Origin of the sequence: Paragemmobacter straminiformis, from assembly GCF_014243445.1 — a bacterium.
In the GTDB taxonomy this organism is placed as follows: Bacteria; Pseudomonadota; Alphaproteobacteria; order Rhodobacterales; family Rhodobacteraceae; genus Paragemmobacter; species Paragemmobacter straminiformis.
The window spans coordinates 395,496-412,235 of record NZ_JACLQD010000003.1; the positions used below are offsets into that span (position 1 = coordinate 395,496).

At 64.2% G+C, this 16,740-nt stretch carries 19 protein-coding genes and 1 pseudogene; 12 read left to right on the forward strand and 8 right to left on the reverse strand.

Annotated features, from left to right (window positions below; all coding sequences use genetic code 11):
• The first annotated feature begins 2 nt into the window (after positions 1 to 2).
• Positions 3 to 1,046 (forward strand): pseudaminic acid synthase, encoded by a 1,044-nt coding sequence (gene pseI, locus H7F16_RS12360; RefSeq protein ID WP_185797906.1) that lies wholly within the window; start codon positions 3 to 5, stop codon positions 1,044 to 1,046.
• On the opposite strand, the gene H7F16_RS12365 is transcribed toward pseI, so the two are convergent.
• The 3 genes from H7F16_RS12365 to rpsO form a co-directional block, all read right to left on the reverse strand.
• Complete coding sequence (locus tag H7F16_RS12365) at positions 1,024 to 2,415, reverse strand: capsular polysaccharide export protein, LipB/KpsS family (RefSeq protein WP_185797907.1); 1,392 nt, start codon at positions 2,413 to 2,415, stop codon at positions 1,024 to 1,026. The genes pseI and H7F16_RS12365 overlap by 23 nt on opposite strands.
• Positions 2,416 to 2,551: 136 nt before the next feature.
• Entirely contained in the window at positions 2,552 to 4,690 is a 2,139-nt protein-coding gene (gene pnp, locus H7F16_RS12370; RefSeq protein WP_185797908.1) for a polyribonucleotide nucleotidyltransferase, read from the reverse strand.
• A gap of 361 nt (positions 4,691 to 5,051) precedes the next feature.
• Entirely contained in the window at positions 5,052 to 5,321 is a 270-nt protein-coding gene (gene rpsO, locus H7F16_RS12375; protein WP_185797909.1) for a 30S ribosomal protein S15, read from the reverse strand.
• Between the two features lie 278 nt (positions 5,322 to 5,599).
• Between rpsO and H7F16_RS12380 the strand changes: the two genes are divergently transcribed.
• Positions 5,600 to 6,601, forward strand: a complete 1,002-nt coding sequence (locus H7F16_RS12380) for a calcium-binding protein (RefSeq protein ID WP_185797910.1) — start codon at positions 5,600 to 5,602, stop codon at positions 6,599 to 6,601.
• Here the strand turns inward: H7F16_RS12380 and H7F16_RS12385 are convergent.
• Together H7F16_RS12385 and truB are read right to left on the reverse strand one after the other, a co-directional pair.
• Positions 6,593 to 7,105, reverse strand: coding sequence for a DUF1643 domain-containing protein (locus tag H7F16_RS12385; RefSeq protein WP_185797911.1), 513 nt, complete (start codon positions 7,103 to 7,105; stop codon positions 6,593 to 6,595). The genes H7F16_RS12380 and H7F16_RS12385 overlap by 9 nt on opposite strands.
• A gap of 106 nt (positions 7,106 to 7,211) precedes the next feature.
• Entirely contained in the window at positions 7,212 to 8,114 is a 903-nt protein-coding gene (gene truB / locus H7F16_RS12390) for a tRNA pseudouridine(55) synthase TruB (RefSeq protein ID WP_185797912.1), read from the reverse strand.
• Between the two features lie 119 nt (positions 8,115 to 8,233).
• On the opposite strand from truB, the gene pgsA reads away from it, so the two are divergent.
• Genes pgsA through H7F16_RS12405 form a run of 3 tightly spaced genes read left to right on the forward strand, consistent with a single transcriptional unit; the run spans position 8,234 to position 9,586 of the window.
• Complete coding sequence (gene pgsA, locus H7F16_RS12395) at positions 8,234 to 8,899, forward strand: CDP-diacylglycerol--glycerol-3-phosphate 3-phosphatidyltransferase (RefSeq protein WP_185797913.1); 666 nt, start codon at positions 8,234 to 8,236, stop codon at positions 8,897 to 8,899.
• The gene (gene moaD, locus H7F16_RS12400) at positions 8,896 to 9,144 is read left to right on the forward strand and encodes a molybdopterin converting factor subunit 1 (RefSeq protein ID WP_185797914.1); all 249 of its coding nucleotides are present in this window, start codon (positions 8,896 to 8,898) and stop codon (positions 9,142 to 9,144) included. Before pgsA ends, moaD begins: the two co-directional genes overlap by 4 nt.
• 1 nt (position 9,145) lies before the next feature.
• Complete coding sequence (locus H7F16_RS12405) at positions 9,146 to 9,586, forward strand: molybdenum cofactor biosynthesis protein MoaE (RefSeq protein WP_185797915.1); 441 nt, start codon at positions 9,146 to 9,148, stop codon at positions 9,584 to 9,586.
• A gap of 21 nt (positions 9,587 to 9,607) precedes the next feature.
• On the opposite strand, the gene H7F16_RS12410 is transcribed toward H7F16_RS12405, so the two are convergent.
• Positions 9,608 to 9,913, reverse strand: a complete 306-nt coding sequence (locus H7F16_RS12410) for a TFIIB-type zinc ribbon-containing protein (protein WP_185797916.1) — start codon at positions 9,911 to 9,913, stop codon at positions 9,608 to 9,610.
• A 222-nt stretch (positions 9,914 to 10,135) separates the two neighbouring features.
• On the opposite strand from H7F16_RS12410, the pseudogene H7F16_RS12415 reads away from it, so the two are divergent.
• A pseudogene (locus H7F16_RS12415) lies at positions 10,136 to 10,852 on the forward strand (L,D-transpeptidase); the annotation flags it as partial.
• Between the two features lie 272 nt (positions 10,853 to 11,124).
• On the opposite strand, the gene H7F16_RS12420 reads toward H7F16_RS12415, so the two are convergent.
• Positions 11,125 to 11,466, reverse strand: a complete 342-nt coding sequence (locus H7F16_RS12420; RefSeq protein WP_185797917.1) for a cupin domain-containing protein — start codon at positions 11,464 to 11,466, stop codon at positions 11,125 to 11,127.
• Positions 11,467 to 11,631: 165 nt separating this feature from the next.
• On the opposite strand from H7F16_RS12420, the gene panB reads away from it, so the two are divergent.
• From panB to H7F16_RS12435, 3 genes are all read left to right on the forward strand, one after another.
• Positions 11,632 to 12,456 (forward strand): 3-methyl-2-oxobutanoate hydroxymethyltransferase, encoded by an 825-nt coding sequence (panB, locus tag H7F16_RS12425; protein WP_185797918.1) that lies wholly within the window; start codon positions 11,632 to 11,634, stop codon positions 12,454 to 12,456.
• On the forward strand, positions 12,453 to 13,292 hold the full coding sequence (panC, locus tag H7F16_RS12430; protein ID WP_185797919.1) for a pantoate--beta-alanine ligase: 840 nt from the start codon (positions 12,453 to 12,455) through the stop codon (positions 13,290 to 13,292). The genes panB and panC overlap by 4 nt, the downstream gene beginning before the upstream one ends.
• A 119-nt stretch (positions 13,293 to 13,411) precedes the next feature.
• A complete protein-coding gene (locus H7F16_RS12435; protein ID WP_185797920.1) occupies positions 13,412 to 13,927 on the forward strand; it encodes a hypothetical protein in 516 nt (171 codons plus the stop codon).
• Position 13,928: 1 nt separating this feature from the next.
• Here H7F16_RS12435 and H7F16_RS12440 read toward each other — a convergent pair whose 3' ends face one another.
• Positions 13,929 to 15,212: an acetylornithine deacetylase/succinyl-diaminopimelate desuccinylase family protein gene (locus H7F16_RS12440; RefSeq protein WP_185797921.1), complete on the reverse strand. Its 1,284-nt coding sequence runs from the start codon at positions 15,210 to 15,212 to the stop codon at positions 13,929 to 13,931.
• Between the two features lie 105 nt (positions 15,213 to 15,317).
• Here H7F16_RS12440 and H7F16_RS12445 point away from each other — a divergent pair, with 105 nt between their 5' ends.
• Genes H7F16_RS12445 through H7F16_RS12455 form a run of 3 tightly spaced genes read left to right on the forward strand, consistent with a single transcriptional unit; the run spans position 15,318 to position 16,624 of the window.
• Positions 15,318 to 15,692 carry a hypothetical protein gene (locus tag H7F16_RS12445; protein WP_185797922.1) on the forward strand — a complete coding sequence of 125 codons (375 nt, stop codon included), beginning with the start codon at positions 15,318 to 15,320 and terminating at the stop codon, positions 15,690 to 15,692.
• Positions 15,689 to 15,967 carry a hypothetical protein gene (locus tag H7F16_RS12450; RefSeq protein ID WP_185797923.1) on the forward strand — a complete coding sequence of 93 codons (279 nt, stop codon included), beginning with the start codon at positions 15,689 to 15,691 and terminating at the stop codon, positions 15,965 to 15,967. Before H7F16_RS12445 ends, H7F16_RS12450 begins: the two co-directional genes overlap by 4 nt.
• A 12-nt stretch (positions 15,968 to 15,979) precedes the next feature.
• Positions 15,980 to 16,624, forward strand: coding sequence for a DUF1523 family protein (locus H7F16_RS12455; RefSeq protein ID WP_185797924.1), 645 nt, complete (start codon positions 15,980 to 15,982; stop codon positions 16,622 to 16,624).
• The last annotated feature ends 116 nt before the right edge of the window (positions 16,625 to 16,740 follow it).

Sequence of the window (16,740 nt, forward strand, 5' to 3'; positions counted from 1 at the left end):
GTATGAGTATCAGCATCGCAGGCCGCGCCATCGGGCCGGAGCATCCGCCCTATCTGATCGCCGAGCTTTCGGCGAACCATAACGGCAGTTTCGAGCGGGCGCTCGACCTTGTCGATGCGGCGGCGGCGACGGGGGTGGATGCGGTCAAGATCCAGACCTATCGGCCCGATACGATCACGCTCGACAGCGACGACGATGCCTTTGTCATCAAGGGCGGGCTGTGGGACGGGCGGCGGCTGTTCGACCTATATGCCGAGGCGTTCACCCCCTGGGACTGGCACGCCGCTTTGTTCGAGCGCGCGCGGGCGCGGGGGGTGACGATGTTCTCGTCGCCCTTCGACACGACGGCCGTCGACCTGCTCGAGGATCTGAACGCGCCCGCCTACAAGATCGCGTCCTTCGAGGCGGTCGACCTTCCGCTGATCCGCTATGCGGCGGCGACGGGGAAGCCGATGATCATTTCGACCGGCATGGCGGATGCGGATGAGATCGCCGAGGCCATCGATGCGGCGCGGGGCGGCGGGTGCCGTGAGCTTGCCATCCTGCATTGCGTGAGCGGCTATCCCGCGCCTGCCGACCAATACAACCTGCGCACCATTCCCGATATGGCGGCGCGGTTCGGCACGGTGACGGGGCTGTCGGACCATACGCTGGACAATGCGACCGCCGTGGCGAGCGTGGCTTTGGGGGCTTCGATCATCGAGAAGCACTTTACGCTGGACCGTTCGGGCGGCGGGCCGGATGACAGTTTCTCGCTCGAGCCTGCCGATTTCGCCGCCCTCTGCCGCGATGCGCGCACGGCGTGGGAGGCGCTGGGGCGGGTGGATTATGGCCGCAAGTCGAGCGAGCAGGGCAACGTCATCTTCCGCCGCTCGCTTTACTTCGTGCGGCCGCTGAAGGCGGGGCAGGTGATCACCGCCGATGATATCCGCAGCGTGCGCCCCGGATTCGGCCTGCCGCCGAAAGAGTGGGACCGCGTGATCGGCCGCCACGTGACGCGGGATGTGGGCTATGCCACGCCGGTCACGGTGGAGGTGTTGGGGTAGGGGTGTCGCGGATCACGGACAGCAGGGATTCGACCGCGCGGCGACCTTCGGCCTCACGGTCAAAGCCTTCTATGAGAACTCCGTAGTCTGGATCAATCACGCCGGGGTAGAGCTTTGATGTGAGCTTTGTGAAGGCAGTTTCCAGTGCGGGGCGGTCAGGCTGCACTGCCATCGCCTTAGCCACAGTTTCGGCCCCTTGCCAGCGGAACACGCCCGGAAGGGTGGCATACCATGCCACGCCGAAATGGATCGCGCCCTTGCCCATGAGCGCCGCCTCGTAGCCTGCCGTGCCCGAGATGGTGGCGACAAAGAGCGAGTTGCGGATAAGTTCGAAGGAGGGAACATGTTCGCCCACGTAGCGCAGGTTCGGAATGGCGCGGAGGCGGCGGTAGAAGCTTGGCTCGCGCATGAATTTGGTCTGGATCGGGTTTTCCTTGGCGTAGATCAGCGTTCCCGCCGGAAGGGCCGCGGCCAGTTCCTCGATGGCGAGAAGCTGGTCGGCATAGGCGAAACCCCAGGTGTCGGTTGTCATTTCCGGCTGCAGATGGAGCGGGAAATAGACGTAGGGCTCAGATAAATCCACGTCTGAAATATCAGACGTACTAATTGACCCTATTTTCAAACGGTCGCGTGCTTGAACAAGTCGACTTAAGTTTCGGTCTACGGAATTTGGGTTTATGAATATTTGCAGGGAAATAGTTTTCAATACAATCTTGACCAGTTCACGCAAGAACGTGGCGGAGGTGCTCACCAAGCGAAGCAACTTGCCCCTCCGTTTCATGTAGAACGGCTGGGTTGGCTCGTTGGGCGTGGGAATAGGTTGATCCGCTCCTTGGACATCTTTAAAATCTCCAAAGTTCTCAATGCTTCGTGCAATCCATATTTGACCTCTGAATTGTGATTGAGTTGCCAAAACCGTATCAATGCCAAGACACTTTGCTAGCTCGTATAATATTATATATGGGCCTTGATGGGGAAAGTTTGAAAATACTATCGTTGTTATGCCTTGCCGCTTTATAATATCAAAAAAGAAATTTGCCGAAATATGGAAAAGGTTATCCATATTGAGCCAACTTCTAAAAGAAAGATTTCTGGAAAATGTTACTCTGGCAAAATGGCGTCGATATAGATTGAACGCCTTTTGAAAAATCTCGCTTCTAAGTTCAGCGGGGAAATCTTTTCTAAGATATGCCTCTTCATAGTGCCTTACCACACGGTAATGCAGGAACATTTCTATCGGGAGATCTGGAAGTCTTCGTCCACGGTCCGTGTTGACAAATGCAACTCGGACATCGGCACCAAGGTCCAAAAAGGATTCTATTTCAGGAGATCGGAATCCAACCAGAAGCAAACGCTTTTCAGCAGCCATCACACACCCGTAACACTCGCAACCCGGCACGCGCCGTCTTTGGCATTAAGCGTGTTTACCCTCGCGTTGCAACCGTTTGCTCAAAGAAAAAGCCCCGGCGTTTCCGCCGGGGCTTTCGTGGGTCGGGGGCGGAAGCTTACGCTTCGGCTTCCTCTTTCTTTTCGGCGATTTCCTGACCGGTTTCCTGGTCGACCATCTTCATGCCGAGCCGGACCTTGCCGCGGTCGTCGAAGCCGAGGAGCTTGACCTTGACCTCTTGGCCTTCCTTCAGGATCTCGTTCGGGTGGTTCAGGCGCTTGTTCGCGATTTGCGACACATGGACCAGACCGTCACGCTTGCCGAAGAAGTTCACGAAGGCGCCGAAGTCGACCAGTTTCACGACCTTGCCGGTGTAGATCTGGCCCTCTTCGGGTTCTGCCACGATCGACCAGATCATGTCGTAGGCTTTCTTGATCGCTTCCGCCGAGGACGAGGCGATCTTGATCATGCCGTCGTCGTTGATGTCGACCTTGGCGCCCGACAGTTCGACGATTTCGCGGATGACCTTGCCGCCCGAACCGATCACTTCGCGGATCTTGTCGGTGGGGATCGTCATGGTCTCGATCTTGGGCGCATATTCCGAGAAGCCTTGCGGCGCGGAAATCGCCTTGGCCATCTCGCCGAGGATGTGCAGACGCCCGTCCTTGGCCTGTGCCAGAGCTTGCTCCATGATCTCGGGCGTGATGCCCGCGACCTTGATGTCCATTTGCAGCGAGGTGATGCCGGCGGTGGTGCCCGCAACCTTGAAGTCCATGTCGCCCAGGTGATCCTCGTCGCCGAGGATGTCGGTCAGCACGGCCCAGCGGCCATCGTCTTCGAGGATCAGACCCATCGCGACGCCGGCGACCGGAGCTTTCAGCGGAACGCCCGCATCCATCATCGAGAGCGAGCCGCCGCAGACGGAGGCCATCGAGGAGGAGCCGTTCGATTCCGTGATCTCGGACACGACGCGGATGGTGTAGGGGAAGTCGGTCGGCGCGGGCAGAACGGCTTGCAGCGCGCGCCATGCCAGTTTGCCGTGACCGATCTCGCGACGGCCGGGCGAACCCACGCGACCCACTTCGCCGACCGAATAGGGCGGGAAGTTGTAGTGCAGCAGGAAGTTCGAGCGGCTGTTGCCGTGCAGGGCGTCGATGATCTGCTCATCCTCGCCCGTTCCGAGCGTGGTCACGACCAGCGCCTGCGTTTCGCCGCGGGTAAAGAGCGACGAGCCGTGGGTGCGCGGCAGGACGCCCGTTTCCGACACGATCGGGCGGACGGTCTTGTTGTCGCGGCCGTCGATGCGGGCGCCACCGTTGATGATGTCGCCGCGCAGGATCGAGGATTCCAGCTTTTTGATCGCCGAGCCGAGGTTGATGTCGGCAAGGTCTTCGTCCGAGAGGGCCGATTTGATGGCCGAGACGGCGGCGGAAATCGCGTTGGTGCGTTCCTGCTTGTCCTTCAGTGCGAAGGCGGCGCGCATCTGGGTTTCGCCGGCGGCTTTGACCTTGGCGTAGAGGGCCGAGTAATCGGGCGCTTCGAAGTTGAAGGGCTCTTTGGCGGCGTCTTCGGCGAGGTCGATGATCAGGTCGATGACCGGCTGCATCGCGGCATGGCCGAATTTCACCGCGCCGAGCATTTCGGCTTCGGTCAGTTCATAGGCTTCGGATTCCACCATCATCACGGCGTCTTTGGTGCCGGCGATGACGAGGTCGAGGCGCTGGTCGGGGTTGTTGCGCAGGCCCTGCAGGTCATCGACCGAGGGGTTCAGCACGTATTCGCCGTTCGAGAAGCCGACGCGGGCCGCGCCGATCGGGCCCATGAAGGGCACGCCCGAGATCGTCAGAGCCGCCGAGGCGGCAATCATGGCGAGGACGTCGGGTTCGTTGTGCAGGTCGTGCGACAGAACGGTGCACATGACGAGGACTTCGTTCTTGAAGCCTTCGACGAAGAGCGGGCGGCAGGGACGGTCGATCAGACGCGAGGTCAGCGTCTCTTTTTCCGACGGGCGCGCCTCGCGCTTGAAGAAGCCGCCCGGGATCTTGCCGGCGGCGTAGTATTTTTCCTGGTAATGCACGGTCAGGGGGAAGAAGTCCTGACCCGGCTTGGCGGCCTTGGCGAAGGTGACGTTGGCCATGACGGAGGTCTCGCCCAGAGTGGCGATGACGGTGCCGTCGGCCTGACGCGCGACCTTGCCGGTTTCCAGAGTGAGCGTTTCACCGCCCCACTGGATTGATTTCTTGACTACGTTGAACATCAGCGGATCCTATCTGGAGGATCACGGCCCCTGCCGGTCCCCCGTTTTCATGGCGGCCCCATTGCCGCCGCCCCCTATCCTTTGCATGTGGCCGGGGGCATGGCCTCACGTCGCAGATGGGGGGGCCTTACAGCAAAAGGCGTAGTTTGGAAAGCGTGGAGTCGGGCAGCCGTGGCGCAAGCGGAATTTGACGCAAATTCCGCGCCGGTTTCTGACGCAGAAACCGGATGGCCGACCGATGCGCGGGGGAAAACGGAATTTGCGTCAAATTCCGGCGCGAAATCTGCGTCAGATTTCGCCTGTTGGAATGGAAAACGCCCGCGCTTTCGCACGGGCGTTCTGTCCGGCAAGGCGGAACGGATCAGCGGCGCAGGCCGAGGCGTGCGATCAGCGATGCGTAACGGCCTTCGTCCTTGGCCTTGAGGTAGTCCAGCAGCTTGCGGCGCTGGGCAACCATCATGAGAAGGCCACGACGCGAGTGGTTGTCCTTCTTGTGGCCCTTGAAGTGCTCGGTCAGGGTGGCGATGCGCGACGACAGGATGGCGACCTGGACTTCCGGCGAGCCGGTGTCGTTTTCCTTGGTCGCGTATTCCTTGATGAGGCGGGCTTTTTCTTCGACGGTGATCGACATCGGAGTCTCCTGTGAAGAGGGTGAAGGCACGAGCCGGGATGTCGTCCAGCAGGGCCGTTGAACCCCACGGCAGGCCGGGGGATGCGGGCGTATAGGGGGAAATGCCGCGAAAGGGAAGGGGGAATTGCGCGCGGGGAGCGCGTGGGTGGGTGCGTGGGGGGGCTGTTAACCATCGGCGCGGGAAGCTGTCGATTTCCGGCGCGGTGTAGGATATTTTTAACGCCTGCGCGGCAGGCTCCGACAGGCGCAGGGGTGCGTAATGGTTCGGGGGTAAGGGTATGCTGGGGCTTTTGGGCCTTTTGGGGCTGGTGGCGGCGGGCATGGCGGTGGATGCCATGTTCGACAGTGGCACGGATGACAGCGCCGATGGCGCGGCTGCGGACGAGGCCGATGCGGCCTTGCCCGGGGCGCAGCCCGAATCGGATCCGACCCTGACCGAGGTGTCGCTGATCGGGAACACGCCCTTCGTGGACGAGGGGATGCCGCAGTCGGACGACGGTGCCGATGCGCCCGATGCGCCCGTGGTTCTTGCCGGAACGGATGCCGCCGACGTGCTGAACGGTGCGGGCGGGGATGATGCGGCGCGCGGCGGGGGTGGCGATGATGCCATCGGCGGCGGCGCGGGCGATGACAGCCTTGCCGGAGATGCGGGCAACGATGTTCTGGACGGCAGCGACGGGGATGACCACCTGCGCGGCGGCGAAGGAGAGGACCGTTTGCGCGGCGGGGCGGGCGATGACCTGCTTTGGGGCGAGGCGGGCAATGACGCGGTCGCCGGATGGGACGGTGACGATACCCTTGCGGGCGGGGCGGGCGACGATTCCCTGACCGGCGGCGGGGGCGAGGATTCCGCTATGGGCGGCGATGGCGATGACCGGCTGACCGGCGAGGCGGGCAATGACAGCCTGTCGGGCGGGGCCGGAAACGACGAGATCGACGGCGGCGCGGGCAATGACCTGCTGGTCGCCGGTGCGGGGGCCGACTTTCTGAATGGCGGGGCGGGGGATGATGTGCTGGTCGGCGGCGCTTCCGGCTGGTTGACGGGGGGCGCCGGTGCGGACCGGTTCGAGCTTGGCGCGGGTGAGGCGCGGGTGATGGATTATGACGGGGCCGAGGACCGGCTGGTCGTGGTCTATGACGCCGCGGCGCACCCGTCGCCCGCGGTTTCCGTGGCCGACGACGGGGTGGATGCGGTGATCAGCCTTGACGGGGTTGTGCTGGCGCGTGTCGTGGGCGCGGCGGGGCTGGGGGCCGAGGAGGTCTTGCTGCGGTCAGCCTGACCACGGTTCGGGCTGCTGGTCGTAGCCGATGTAAAGCGGGTGCTTGGGGTGGCCGCCCTGCGTCAGGCCAAGGGTGAAGAGCGGGCGCCCCGTGCTGCGGAGCAGGGCTTCGACCTGTGCCCCACGGTCAAGATGCGCGCCGTGTGTGCCCCATGCGCAGATGATGCGGTCGGCCCATCCTGTCGCGCTTTGCGTGATCGCCGCATCGTTTTCGGGGCCGATCGGGTCGGCTTGGGCGCGCATGACGCGGGGATCGGTGGCGCGGTAGGCGAAGATGTTGGTGACGCGGAAGCTGCCGAAGCCAAGCGCGCGGGCGCGGCGTTCGCAGCGTTCGACGGTGGGGTCGTTCTGGGCTTCGGTCGCGGTCGAGGGGTTGAGCATGACGAAAAGCGCCCTTTGCCCGCCCGCGTTCCAGACCCTTGTGAGCAGGTAGCGGTAGGCTTCGCAATCGGAATAGACCGCCGTGCTGTCGGCATCGCCTTTGCGGTGGTGGCGGGTGATCATGGGCGGTGCCTTTGGCCAATGTCGCACAGGGGGGCCGTCTGCCCCCCGTCGCGGCAAGCTGCGACTCTCTCCGAGGATATTTGAAGGCGGAAAAGGAAGAAAAGGGTCAGTTGAACACGCGCGAGGGGTGAAGCTCGCCGGATTTGTAGATGCCCACGGCCACGGCGCGGCCCTGATAGCTGGCCCATGCCTGGTCGCCCCATTCGATGCCTGAGGCGAGGACCATGCCGGGGTTGCCGTTCTTCAGCCGCGCCGCGCCTTCGGGCGTGGCGACAAGCTCGGGCAGGTCGGCAAGGCCGAGTTCGAGGGGCTTTAGAAGCGCGTCGATGTCCTCGCTGCGGGCGAGGCGGTCGATGTCATCGAGGCTGACGCCCCCGGCTGCGGTGAAGGGGCCGGACCATTCGCGCCGGAGCCACAGAACATGGCCGAGGCAGCCCAGCGCCTGACCGAGGTCGCGGGCGATGGAGCGCACATAGCCGCCCTTGCCGCAGACCATTTCAAGCTCGACATGGTCGGCATCGGGGCGGGCGATCAGCACAAGGCTGTCGACCCAGAGCGGGCGGGCGGCGAGGTCCATCGCCTCGCCCTCGCGGGCGAGGTCATAGGCGCGCTCGCCGTCGACCTTGACGGCCGAGAATTGGGGCGGAACCTGCATGATGTCGCCGCGAAAGGCCGCAAGGGCGGCGGCGATGGCATCGGTCGCGGGGCGATTGTCGGAGGTGGCGATCACCGTGCCTTCGGCATCGTCGGTGGTGGTTGCCGCGCCGAGGCGGACCATGAAGCGGTAACATTTCAGCGCGTCGGTGATGTAGGGGACGGTCTTTGTCGCCTCGCCCAGTGCCACGGCAAGAACACCGGTCGCGGCCGGGTCGAGCGTGCCGGCATGGCCTGCCTTTTGCGCCTGAAAGGCCCATTTCACCTTGTTCACCACGGCGGTCGAGGTAATTCCGGCGGGTTTGTCGACGACAAGCCAGCCCGAAACCGCCCTGCCTTTTTTCGTGCGGGCCATGCCCCACCCCTTTTCCTGACGTCTGCGCCTGCTAGCCAAGGCGACAGGTCGCGTCAACCTGCGCGACCTGTCGCCTTTGTGCTTCCAAATCCTTCGGAATGCCTGTTATCCCTTTGCCCATGAAATGGACATTGCCGAACATCCTGACCGTCATCCGTCTTTTCGCAGCGCCGGCTGTGGCGGTGATGTTCCTTTATTTCCATCGCCCGCTGGCCGACTGGTTCGCGCTGACGCTGTTCATCACGGCGGCGGTCACCGATTGGTTCGACGGCTACATCGCCCGCGCATGGGCACAGGAAAGCAAGTTCGGCGCGATGCTTGACCCGATTGCCGACAAGGCGATGGTGGTGATCGCGCTGGTGATCATTACCGGATATTCGGGAATGAACCCGTGGCTGATCCTGCCCGTCACCGCGATCCTGTTCCGTGAGGTTTTCGTGTCGGGCTTGCGCGAGTTTCTGGGGGCCAAGGCGGGGCTGCTTAAGGTGACTTCGCTTGCGAAGTGGAAGACCACGGCGCAGATGGTGGCGATTTCGATCCTGTTCCTTGGAACCGGGCTGGAACATCTGGAAGGCATCGCGCGGCAGGGGCTGACGCCCGACCAATACGCCGACCTTGTGTCGCAGGGTCTGGCCGATCCGATCCGGTCCTGCGGGACGCGGGGGTGTTCGTCCTATGCGACCATGGTGGGGCTGGGCTTGATCTGGGTGGCGGCGATCCTCACCTTGGTGACGGGATGGGATTATTTCCGCAAATCCCTGCCTTACCTGCGCGAGGACAAATGATCGACGTCATGTATTTCGCCTGGGTGCGCGAGCGGATCGGCTTGCCGCGCGAAAGGCTCGAGACGGGGGCCGCGACGGTGGCCGAGCTGGTCGCTGAATTGCGCGCCCGCGAGCCGCGTTACGAGGCGGCGTTTGCCGACCTCGCCTCGCTTCGGGTGGCGCTGGATCAGGAGTTGTCGTCGTTCGACGCGCCGCTGGCAGGGGTGCGCGAGGTGGCGTTCTTTCCGCCGATGACAGGGGGCTGAGATGCGCGTCCGCGTGCAAGCCGCGCCCTTCGATCTGGGGGCCGAATCGGTCGCCTTTGCCGAAGGGGCGAAGGGGGCGGGGGCCATCGTCACCTTTATGGGGCTGGTGCGCGACAATGGCGGCGCGCTGTCGGCGATGGAGATCGAGCATTATCCGGGCATGACCGAAAAGGCGATTGCCGCGATTGCTGCCGAGGCAGTAGCGCGCTGGGCGTTGAGCGATGCCTTGGTGATCCACCGTTTCGGGCGGTTGGCGGGGGGCGAGGCGATCATGATGGTCGCCACGGCCGCGCCGCATCGGGCCGATGCCTTTGCGGCGGCGGAATTCCTGATGGACTATCTGAAATCCCGCGCGCCGTTCTGGAAGAAGGAAATCGGGGCCGATGGCGCGACATGGGTCGCCGCCAAGGACGAGGACGAGGCCGCGCTGAACCGCTGGTAGGCGGGCGCGGCCCCGGCCGGATCAGAAATCGAACAATTCGCCGAGGAAGCTTTCGCGCTTCTTGCGCTTGTAGCCGTGGCGATAGTCGTCATCGTCGCGGTAGCGCGGGTCGGGGGCGTAGCCCTGCGGCGGTTGCGGCGGTTGCGGTGCGCGCGCCTGCGGAGCGGGGGCGGCAGCGGCGGCAGCAGGAGCGGAGGCGGCGCGGTCGATGATCTTGTCAAGCTCGCCCCTGTCGAGCCAGACGCCGCGGCATTTGGGGCAATAATCGATCTCGACGCCGTTCCGGTCGGCCATCACCAGCGTTTCGTTGTCGACGGGGCACTGCATTCGCATCTCCTTTTACCGTGGTTTTACCCTGTGCAGATGGGGGCTGATGCGGCCCATGCAAGACGCGGCGCGGCGGTTTTCGGCGTCAGGGTCGGGCGGCGGCGCATTGGTGCCGATTTTTGTTGCGAGGAAACCGAAGCGGGGCTTGACGGGTTGCCATACTAAAGTGCTTTTGGGCATGTCCTGCACCTGCCTTTGCACATCCATCTTACGGGTCCTGCCATCGTGTTCCATTCCCTGACCAAAGCTGCCGCCCTGCTTGCCCTGCTGACCGCAGCGGCCTGCGCCCCCAAACCTGCGGTGGAAGAGGCGCCCGCGTCGGTTCCGCCCGAGTATCAGGCCGTGCAGGATGGCGAGTTCCTGATCCCCGCGGTCGAACCGCTGCACCTGTTCGGGACGAATTCGCGGACCGAGGTCGAGTTTGCGGGGGATGAAAAGCCCGGAACCGTGGTGGTCGATGTGAACGCGCGGCGGCTTTACTATGTTCTCGAAGGCAATCGCGCCATCCGCTATGCCATTGCCGTCGGGCGCGAGGGGCTGTCGTTCAAGGGCACCGGCTATGTCGGGCGCAAGGCGGAATGGCCGAGCTGGCAGCCGACCGCGAACATGATCAAGACGCGGCCCGACATGTATGCGGAATATGCCGCCGGTCTGCCCGGGGGGCTTGAAAACCCGCTGGGGGCGCGGGCGATGTATCTGTATCGCAACGGACGCGACACGATGTTCCGCATTCACGGCACGATCGACAATGCCTCGATCGGGCGGGCGACGAGCGCGGGCTGCATCCGGCTGTTCAATCAGGACGCCATCGACCTGTTCAACCGTGTCGAGACGGGCGACAAGGTCAAGGTGCGGACGCTGGAGGAAAGCCTTGCCGCCGAAGGGCCGTTCATGGACGACGCCTACGGGCGGGCCGTGCCGGACACCGAGGAAAACCGCGCGCAGGTCGAAATCGACAAGCAGAAGATCATCGAGGAAGAGGCCGCAAAGGTCGAGGCCGAGCGTCTGGCTGCCGAAGCCGCCGAGAAGCAGGCCGCCAAGGATGAAAAGCGCCGCCTTCGCATTTGCCGCAACCGTGGCATTGCCGAAGCGGACTGCCCGACGCTGGACGTCTTGACCGGCAAGGCCGAAGAGGTCGCCGTCGCGGGCTAGGCTGCGCCGCCCGCGCGCGCCACCGGGAATGAAGGCCGCGCGGGGTTCGCGCGGCTTTTTCATGTCAGGATGACGTAATCCTTCAACGTGGTCTCGACGACTTCCCATGTGCCGGAAAAACCGGGCCGGATCACGTAGCTGTCGCCCGTGCGCAGGTGGGTTTCGGTGCCTGCGCTGTCGGTCAGGATGGAATGGCCCTGAAGGATGTGGACATATTCCCATTCGGAATAGGACACCCGCCACTTGCCGGGGGTGGATTGCCAGAGGCCGCAGTACAGGCCGTTGCGGTCTTCGATGTTCCACGTGCTGTGGACGGGGTCGCCCGCAACCAGTTTGTCGGGGTCGGGGCGTGCGGTTTCGGCGTCGATCCCGTCACGGGTGATGCGTGCGATAAGGGGCATGGCTGACCTTGTGCATGGGGCGCTGCCAGAAGGGCGCGGTGCGGTGCGCGGGTCAAGCCCTTGGCCTGCGAAAATGTCGCTGCAATGCAGCGTAACAAACTTGCCGTTGGCGTCGCGCTGTGCCCTTATAACAGGCAAAGTTGCAAGATCGGGAGTCCCCGGGACATGAGCGCATCTGCCCCCCTTCGTTCGGTGCTGCCGCCCGAGATCATGGCCCGCAAGGGTGGTGCGCCCTTGGTGGTGCTGACCGCTTACACGACGCCTGTGGCGCGGCTGGTCGACCCGCATTGCGACATTGCCCTTGTGGGCGATTCGGTGGGGATGGTGTTGCATGGCATGCCCTCGACCATCGGGGTGACGCTGGAGATGATGATCCTGCACGGGCGGGCGGTGATGCGCGGGCTGTCCAAGGCGATGGCGGTCATCGACATGCCCTTTGGCAGCTACGAGGAAAGCCCCGAGCAGGCCTTTCGCAATGCCGCGCGGCTGATGGCCGAGACGGGTGCGCCCTCGGTCAAGCTGGAGGGCGGGGTGCATATGGCCGAGACCATCGCCTTTCTGACGGCGCGCGGGGTTCCGGTGATGGCCCATGTGGGGCTGACGCCGCAGTCGATCAACACCTTGGGCGGATACAAGGTTGTCGGGCGCGAGGGCGAGGCCGCGCGGGTGATGGCCGACGCCCGGGCCTGTGAGGCGGCGGGGGCGTTTTCCATCGTGCTCGAGAAGGTGCCGGTCGGGCTGGCGGGCGAGATCACGCGGGCGCTGAAGATTCCCACCATCGGGATCGGCGCGGGGGCGGATTGCGACGGGCAGGTGCTGGTGGTCGACGATATGCTGGGACTGTTCACGGATTTCCGGCCGAAGTTCGTGAAGCGTTACGCCGAATTGGGCATGCTGGCGGACGAGGCGATTGCCTCTTATGCCGCCGAGGTGCGGGCGCGGACATTTCCGGCGCCGGAGCATGGCTTTGCCGACAAGGTGAAATCTTGATCCCCATCCTGCGGACCGTCGCCGCCATGCGGGCGCAGGTGGCGGCATGGAAGGCCGAGGGGCATGCCGTGGGCGTGGTGCCGACGATGGGCGCCCTGCACGAGGGGCATCTGTCGCTTGCGCGTGCGGCCAAGCGCGATTGCGGGCGGGTGGTCACCACGATTTTCGTGAACCCCAAGCAGTTCAACAACCCCGAGGACCTGCTGAAATACCCCAGAACCGAGGACAGCGACGCGCGTTTGCTTTCGGGTGTCGGGGTCGATGCGATCTTTGCTCCGGCGGTGGACGAGGTCTATCCCGAAGGTTTCGTCACCACGGTTTCGGTGGGCGGGGTTTCGGGGCCTTTGGAGGGGGAATTGCGGCCCGGGCATTTTGACGGTGTGGCGACGGTGGTGGCCAAGCTGTTCGGGATGACGCAGGCGGACCGCGCCTATTTCGGGCAGAAGGACTGGCAGCAGTTGCAGGTGGTCAGGCGGCTGGTGCGGGATCTGAACCTTGCGGTCGCGATTGTCGGCTGCGAGACGGTGCGCGAGGCGGACGGGCTTGCCATGTCGTCGCGCAACGCGCGGCTGGACGCCAAGGCGCGGGCCAAGGCCGGGGCGCTATATGCGGCGATGATGCGCGCGGCTGCAGAGTTCCGCGCCGGAGTGCCCGAGGCCGAAGCGATTGCCCTTGCCACGGCGGCGGTGCTGGCGGGCGGTTTCGACAGCGTGGAGTATATCGCGCTGCGCGATGCGGAAACGCTGGGCCCGATGGTCGATGCCGGGCGTCCGCTGCGGATGCTGGCTGCGGCATGGCTGGACGGGGTGCGGCTTATCGACAACATCGCGGTGTGATCCGCGCGGATGGGAGGGGTGGCCCAATGGCCGGGCTTTCCATCCCTTTGACAGGCTGCGAGAAGTATTTACCTTGATTAATACTTCAACTGGGCGTTGTGCCCCGAGCGGAGCCCCCGATGAAAAAACTGACCGTGACTGCCCTTGCCGCCTGTGCCGCGCTGAGCGCGAATGCCGCTTTTGCCTTTCCCTGTGCGGTCCAGATTCCGACCGAGCAGACGGAAACGACCGGCTTTCTTGGCCTGACGCTGCCTCTCGTGGCCAATCCGGCGCCGCGCATCAGCCTTGGCGTGCGGCGGGCGACCGTCGCCACGAGCGGCGACATGACGGGGGGCACCGTGGAGTTCAGCTTTGATCCGTGGAACCACGGGGGCATCCAGCTGCGCGCGACGGCGCTGCGGGGGGATATCAACAGCGCCGGAATCCTTGGCGGCGGCTGGGATTTCGCATCGGGCCGCCCCTTTGCCACCTTTGGCGCGCGCGTGCCGAACCTGTCGGTGACGTCGGATATCGGCGCAGGGCTGACGCCGGGTTTCGCGCTGGGTCTGGACAGCCTTGGCAAGCAGACCGCGCCTGACCCGATCTGGGTTGCCCCCCTGTTCGTGCCGACGGGCTTTAGCGAAACCGCCTGCTAGGCTAGCCGCCAAGCAGATCGTCAAGCACCAGCGCCATGACCTTGGCGCTGTCGACCATGTCCTGCACGCCAACCCATTCGTCGGGTTGGTGGGCAAGGTGCAAAAGCCCCGGACCATAGGCGATGCAGTTCTTGAGCCTGCCGATGCGGTCGATGTGTTTCTGGTCGTAGGTGCCGGGGCTGACGACGTAATCGGCGACCTTGCCCAGAACGCGTTCGATGGCGGCGGCGGTTGAACGGACCACGGGCGCGTCGCGGTCGGTCATGGTGGGTGCGACCTCGAACAGGTCGCGGATTTCGTAGGAAAAGGTGCTGCGGCGGGATTTGACCCGTTCCAGCACGGCGCGCAGTTCGGCTTTCACCTCGTCCACGGCCTCTTCTATCAGGAAGCGGCGGTCGAGGATGATGCGGCAGCGGTCGGCCACGCAGGGCGCGGGAAGGCCGGAGTAGCCCGCAGGCGGTTCGGACTCGCCGCCGTGGATCGAGTTGATGTTGAGCGTGGATTGCCGCGCGCCTTCGGGCACCACGGGCATTGCTGTCTGGCGGGTGGCGAGAAGGGGGTAGAGCGTCTCTTCGATTTCCGCCAGCACCGCGCCCATGTGGCGGATGGCTGAATCGCCAAGGAAGGGCATGGAGCCGTGGGCGATGCGGCCGTGGGTTTCCACCTCGGCCCACCAGACGCCGCGATGGCCGAGGCAGATGCGGTCCTTGTGCAGGGGTTCGGGGATGATGACGTGCTGCACGCGGTCGGGCGCGAAATGGCCGCGTTCGGCCAGATAGGCGACGCCGCCGTAGCCGCCGGATTCCTCATCCGCGGTGGCGCTGATTTCGATGCTGCCGCGCCAGTCGGGGGTGGTGGCGATGAACGCCTCGGCGGCGATGATGGATGCCGCAAGACCGCCCTTCATGTCGCAGGTGCCGCGGCCGTAGATGCGGTCGCCGTCAAGCTCGGCGCCGAAGGGGTCGCGGGTCCAGCCGTGGCCGACCTCGACCACATCGTGATGGCTGTTGAAATGCACGCAATCGCCCGCGCGACCCGAGTCTTGCCGTGCGATCAGGTTCCAGCGGGGGAAGGCGTCGCTATCACCGATAGCGCCCGTGGCGCGGATCAGGGTGACGGTCCAGCCCGCCGGTTGCAGGCGGGCGGCCAGCATGTCGCAAACCTCGCGGTAGCAGCGTCCGGGCGGGTTGAGCGTGGGGATGCGGACAAGCGCCTGACACAGCGCGATCAGGTCGGCGCGGCGGCGGTCGATGGTTTGCAGCAGGGGGTGGGTCGGATCGGTCATGGCGCGATGGTGGCCCGAGTGCCGCGCGCAGGCAAAGGATTTATGGGTGACGCGGGGCAGGGAGTCTGGGTAAAACGGGGTAAGGGGCAGCCGGAGGGGGACGCGATGGAAGCATTCGGTCTGACGAATACGATCATTCCGGTGGCTATATTGCTGTTTCAGGCGATTTTCCTGCCGGTGCTGACGGTGCCGACACGGGTGATGACCCAGGGCGCGCTGGCGCGGGGCATGATGCTGGCGACCATTCTGATCATCCTGATCGCCGCCGTTCTGTTTGCCGAGCTTTACCGCCGCGAAGGCAATGACGTGATCGGCGCCTTTCTGGACGATCCCTTTGGCAGGGCCGAGTTCTTTCTGGGGCGGGCGGTGATTTCTGCCACGTTCTGGGGGCCGGTGCTGTGCTTTGTCTGGCTGGGGCGCGCGATGGATGTCGAGCGCCGCAAGGGCGAAGCCAAGGCCCGCGAGGGGCGCGCGCTATGATCCTTGCCATGCTGCGGCTGGTGGTTGTCGGCCTGATCGTGCTGACGGCGCTTTACTGGCTGCTGCTGATCTACGCGCGGTCGGTGCGGCGCGAGCGGCTGGAAAAGGAATATGATGCCGAAAGCGTCGACGGGGATGTGAAGGGTCATCGCGATGACTATATCGCGCAAGGGATGGCCGCCTATGAACACAGTTTGAAACGCAAGCTGCTTTGGCTGGTTTACATTCTGCCGGTCAGCATCGTGCTGGTTCTGGTCTGGTTCAATTTCGGCTGAAAGGGTGCGGTCATGCGTTACGTGAAATGGAGCCTTCTGGGGCTGATCGGACTGTTTTTGCTGACCTTCCTGCATTACACCCTGCCGCAGCATGACATCGTGCGCATCGTCGGCACCGAAAACCGGCGGATGGAGATCGGCGAGAACAGCTGGTTCTTTGCCGCGCCCGATGTGGGCACCGCGAGTTCGACGAGCCGTGACATCTTTTTCATCAACTCCGTCTATCCCGACGGCAAGACGATGGAATTCCGCAACGAGGATACGGGCTGGGGCTGGCCGCCCTATTTCAAGATGAACAGTTTCTCGCTGGCGACCGAGGCGAAGGAACTGGTGTCGACCAAGGACAAGCCGATCTGGGTTTCGGTCACGCATTACGGCTGGCGCAACCAGTTGTTCACGATCTTTCCCAATGCGGTCGGGCTGAAGCAGGTGGACGGGCCGGATGTGACGATCATTCCTTGGGTGAATATCGTGATCCTTGGCTTTGCGCTGGTGCTGGCGGTGTTGGTCCGGCGGATGTGGCGGCAATTCCGCGAGCGGATGATCGAGCCTGCGGTGATCGACGTGCAGCAAAGCATCGACGATCTGGAAGAGCGCGGCGGGCGGGCAGGCGAGAGGGCGCGCGGGTTCTTCGGGCGTCTGTTCGGGCGGAAATAGGGCGCAGTCCGCAGCCCCAGTGCGGCCCTTGCGGGGGGGGGGCACAGGGGCGGCCGGCGTTGCGCCTGTGGCCAGAGGTGCTGTGAGTATTTGGGCAAGGCTGAAAAGGGCAGGAG

What these genes read in the sequence shown, in the direction of transcription:
- pseI (WP_185797906.1), top strand. Translation starts at nt 3, where the DNA reads ATGAGTATCAGCATCGCAGGCCGCGCCATCGGGCCGGAGCATCCGCCC.
- H7F16_RS12365 (WP_185797907.1), bottom strand. Translation starts at nt 2,415, where the DNA reads ATGGCTGCTGAAAAGCGTTTGCTTCTGGTTGGATTCCGATCTCCTGAA.
- pnp (WP_185797908.1), bottom strand. Translation starts at nt 4,690, where the DNA reads ATGTTCAACGTAGTCAAGAAATCAATCCAGTGGGGCGGTGAAACGCTC.
- rpsO (WP_185797909.1), bottom strand. Translation starts at nt 5,321, where the DNA reads ATGTCGATCACCGTCGAAGAAAAAGCCCGCCTCATCAAGGAATACGCG.
- H7F16_RS12380 (WP_185797910.1), top strand. Translation starts at nt 5,600, where the DNA reads ATGCTGGGGCTTTTGGGCCTTTTGGGGCTGGTGGCGGCGGGCATGGCG.
- H7F16_RS12385 (WP_185797911.1), bottom strand. Translation starts at nt 7,105, where the DNA reads ATGATCACCCGCCACCACCGCAAAGGCGATGCCGACAGCACGGCGGTC.
- truB (WP_185797912.1), bottom strand. Translation starts at nt 8,114, where the DNA reads ATGGCCCGCACGAAAAAAGGCAGGGCGGTTTCGGGCTGGCTTGTCGTC.
- pgsA (WP_185797913.1), top strand. Translation starts at nt 8,234, where the DNA reads ATGAAATGGACATTGCCGAACATCCTGACCGTCATCCGTCTTTTCGCA.
- moaD (WP_185797914.1), top strand. Translation starts at nt 8,896, where the DNA reads ATGATCGACGTCATGTATTTCGCCTGGGTGCGCGAGCGGATCGGCTTG.
- H7F16_RS12405 (WP_185797915.1), top strand. Translation starts at nt 9,146, where the DNA reads ATGCGCGTCCGCGTGCAAGCCGCGCCCTTCGATCTGGGGGCCGAATCG.
- H7F16_RS12410 (WP_185797916.1), bottom strand. Translation starts at nt 9,913, where the DNA reads ATGCAGTGCCCCGTCGACAACGAAACGCTGGTGATGGCCGACCGGAAC.
- H7F16_RS12420 (WP_185797917.1), bottom strand. Translation starts at nt 11,466, where the DNA reads ATGCCCCTTATCGCACGCATCACCCGTGACGGGATCGACGCCGAAACC.
- panB (WP_185797918.1), top strand. Translation starts at nt 11,632, where the DNA reads ATGAGCGCATCTGCCCCCCTTCGTTCGGTGCTGCCGCCCGAGATCATG.
- H7F16_RS12435 (WP_185797920.1), top strand. Translation starts at nt 13,412, where the DNA reads ATGAAAAAACTGACCGTGACTGCCCTTGCCGCCTGTGCCGCGCTGAGC.
- H7F16_RS12440 (WP_185797921.1), bottom strand. Translation starts at nt 15,212, where the DNA reads ATGACCGATCCGACCCACCCCCTGCTGCAAACCATCGACCGCCGCCGC.
- H7F16_RS12445 (WP_185797922.1), top strand. Translation starts at nt 15,318, where the DNA reads ATGGAAGCATTCGGTCTGACGAATACGATCATTCCGGTGGCTATATTG.
- H7F16_RS12450 (WP_185797923.1), top strand. Translation starts at nt 15,689, where the DNA reads ATGATCCTTGCCATGCTGCGGCTGGTGGTTGTCGGCCTGATCGTGCTG.
- H7F16_RS12455 (WP_185797924.1), top strand. Translation starts at nt 15,980, where the DNA reads ATGCGTTACGTGAAATGGAGCCTTCTGGGGCTGATCGGACTGTTTTTG.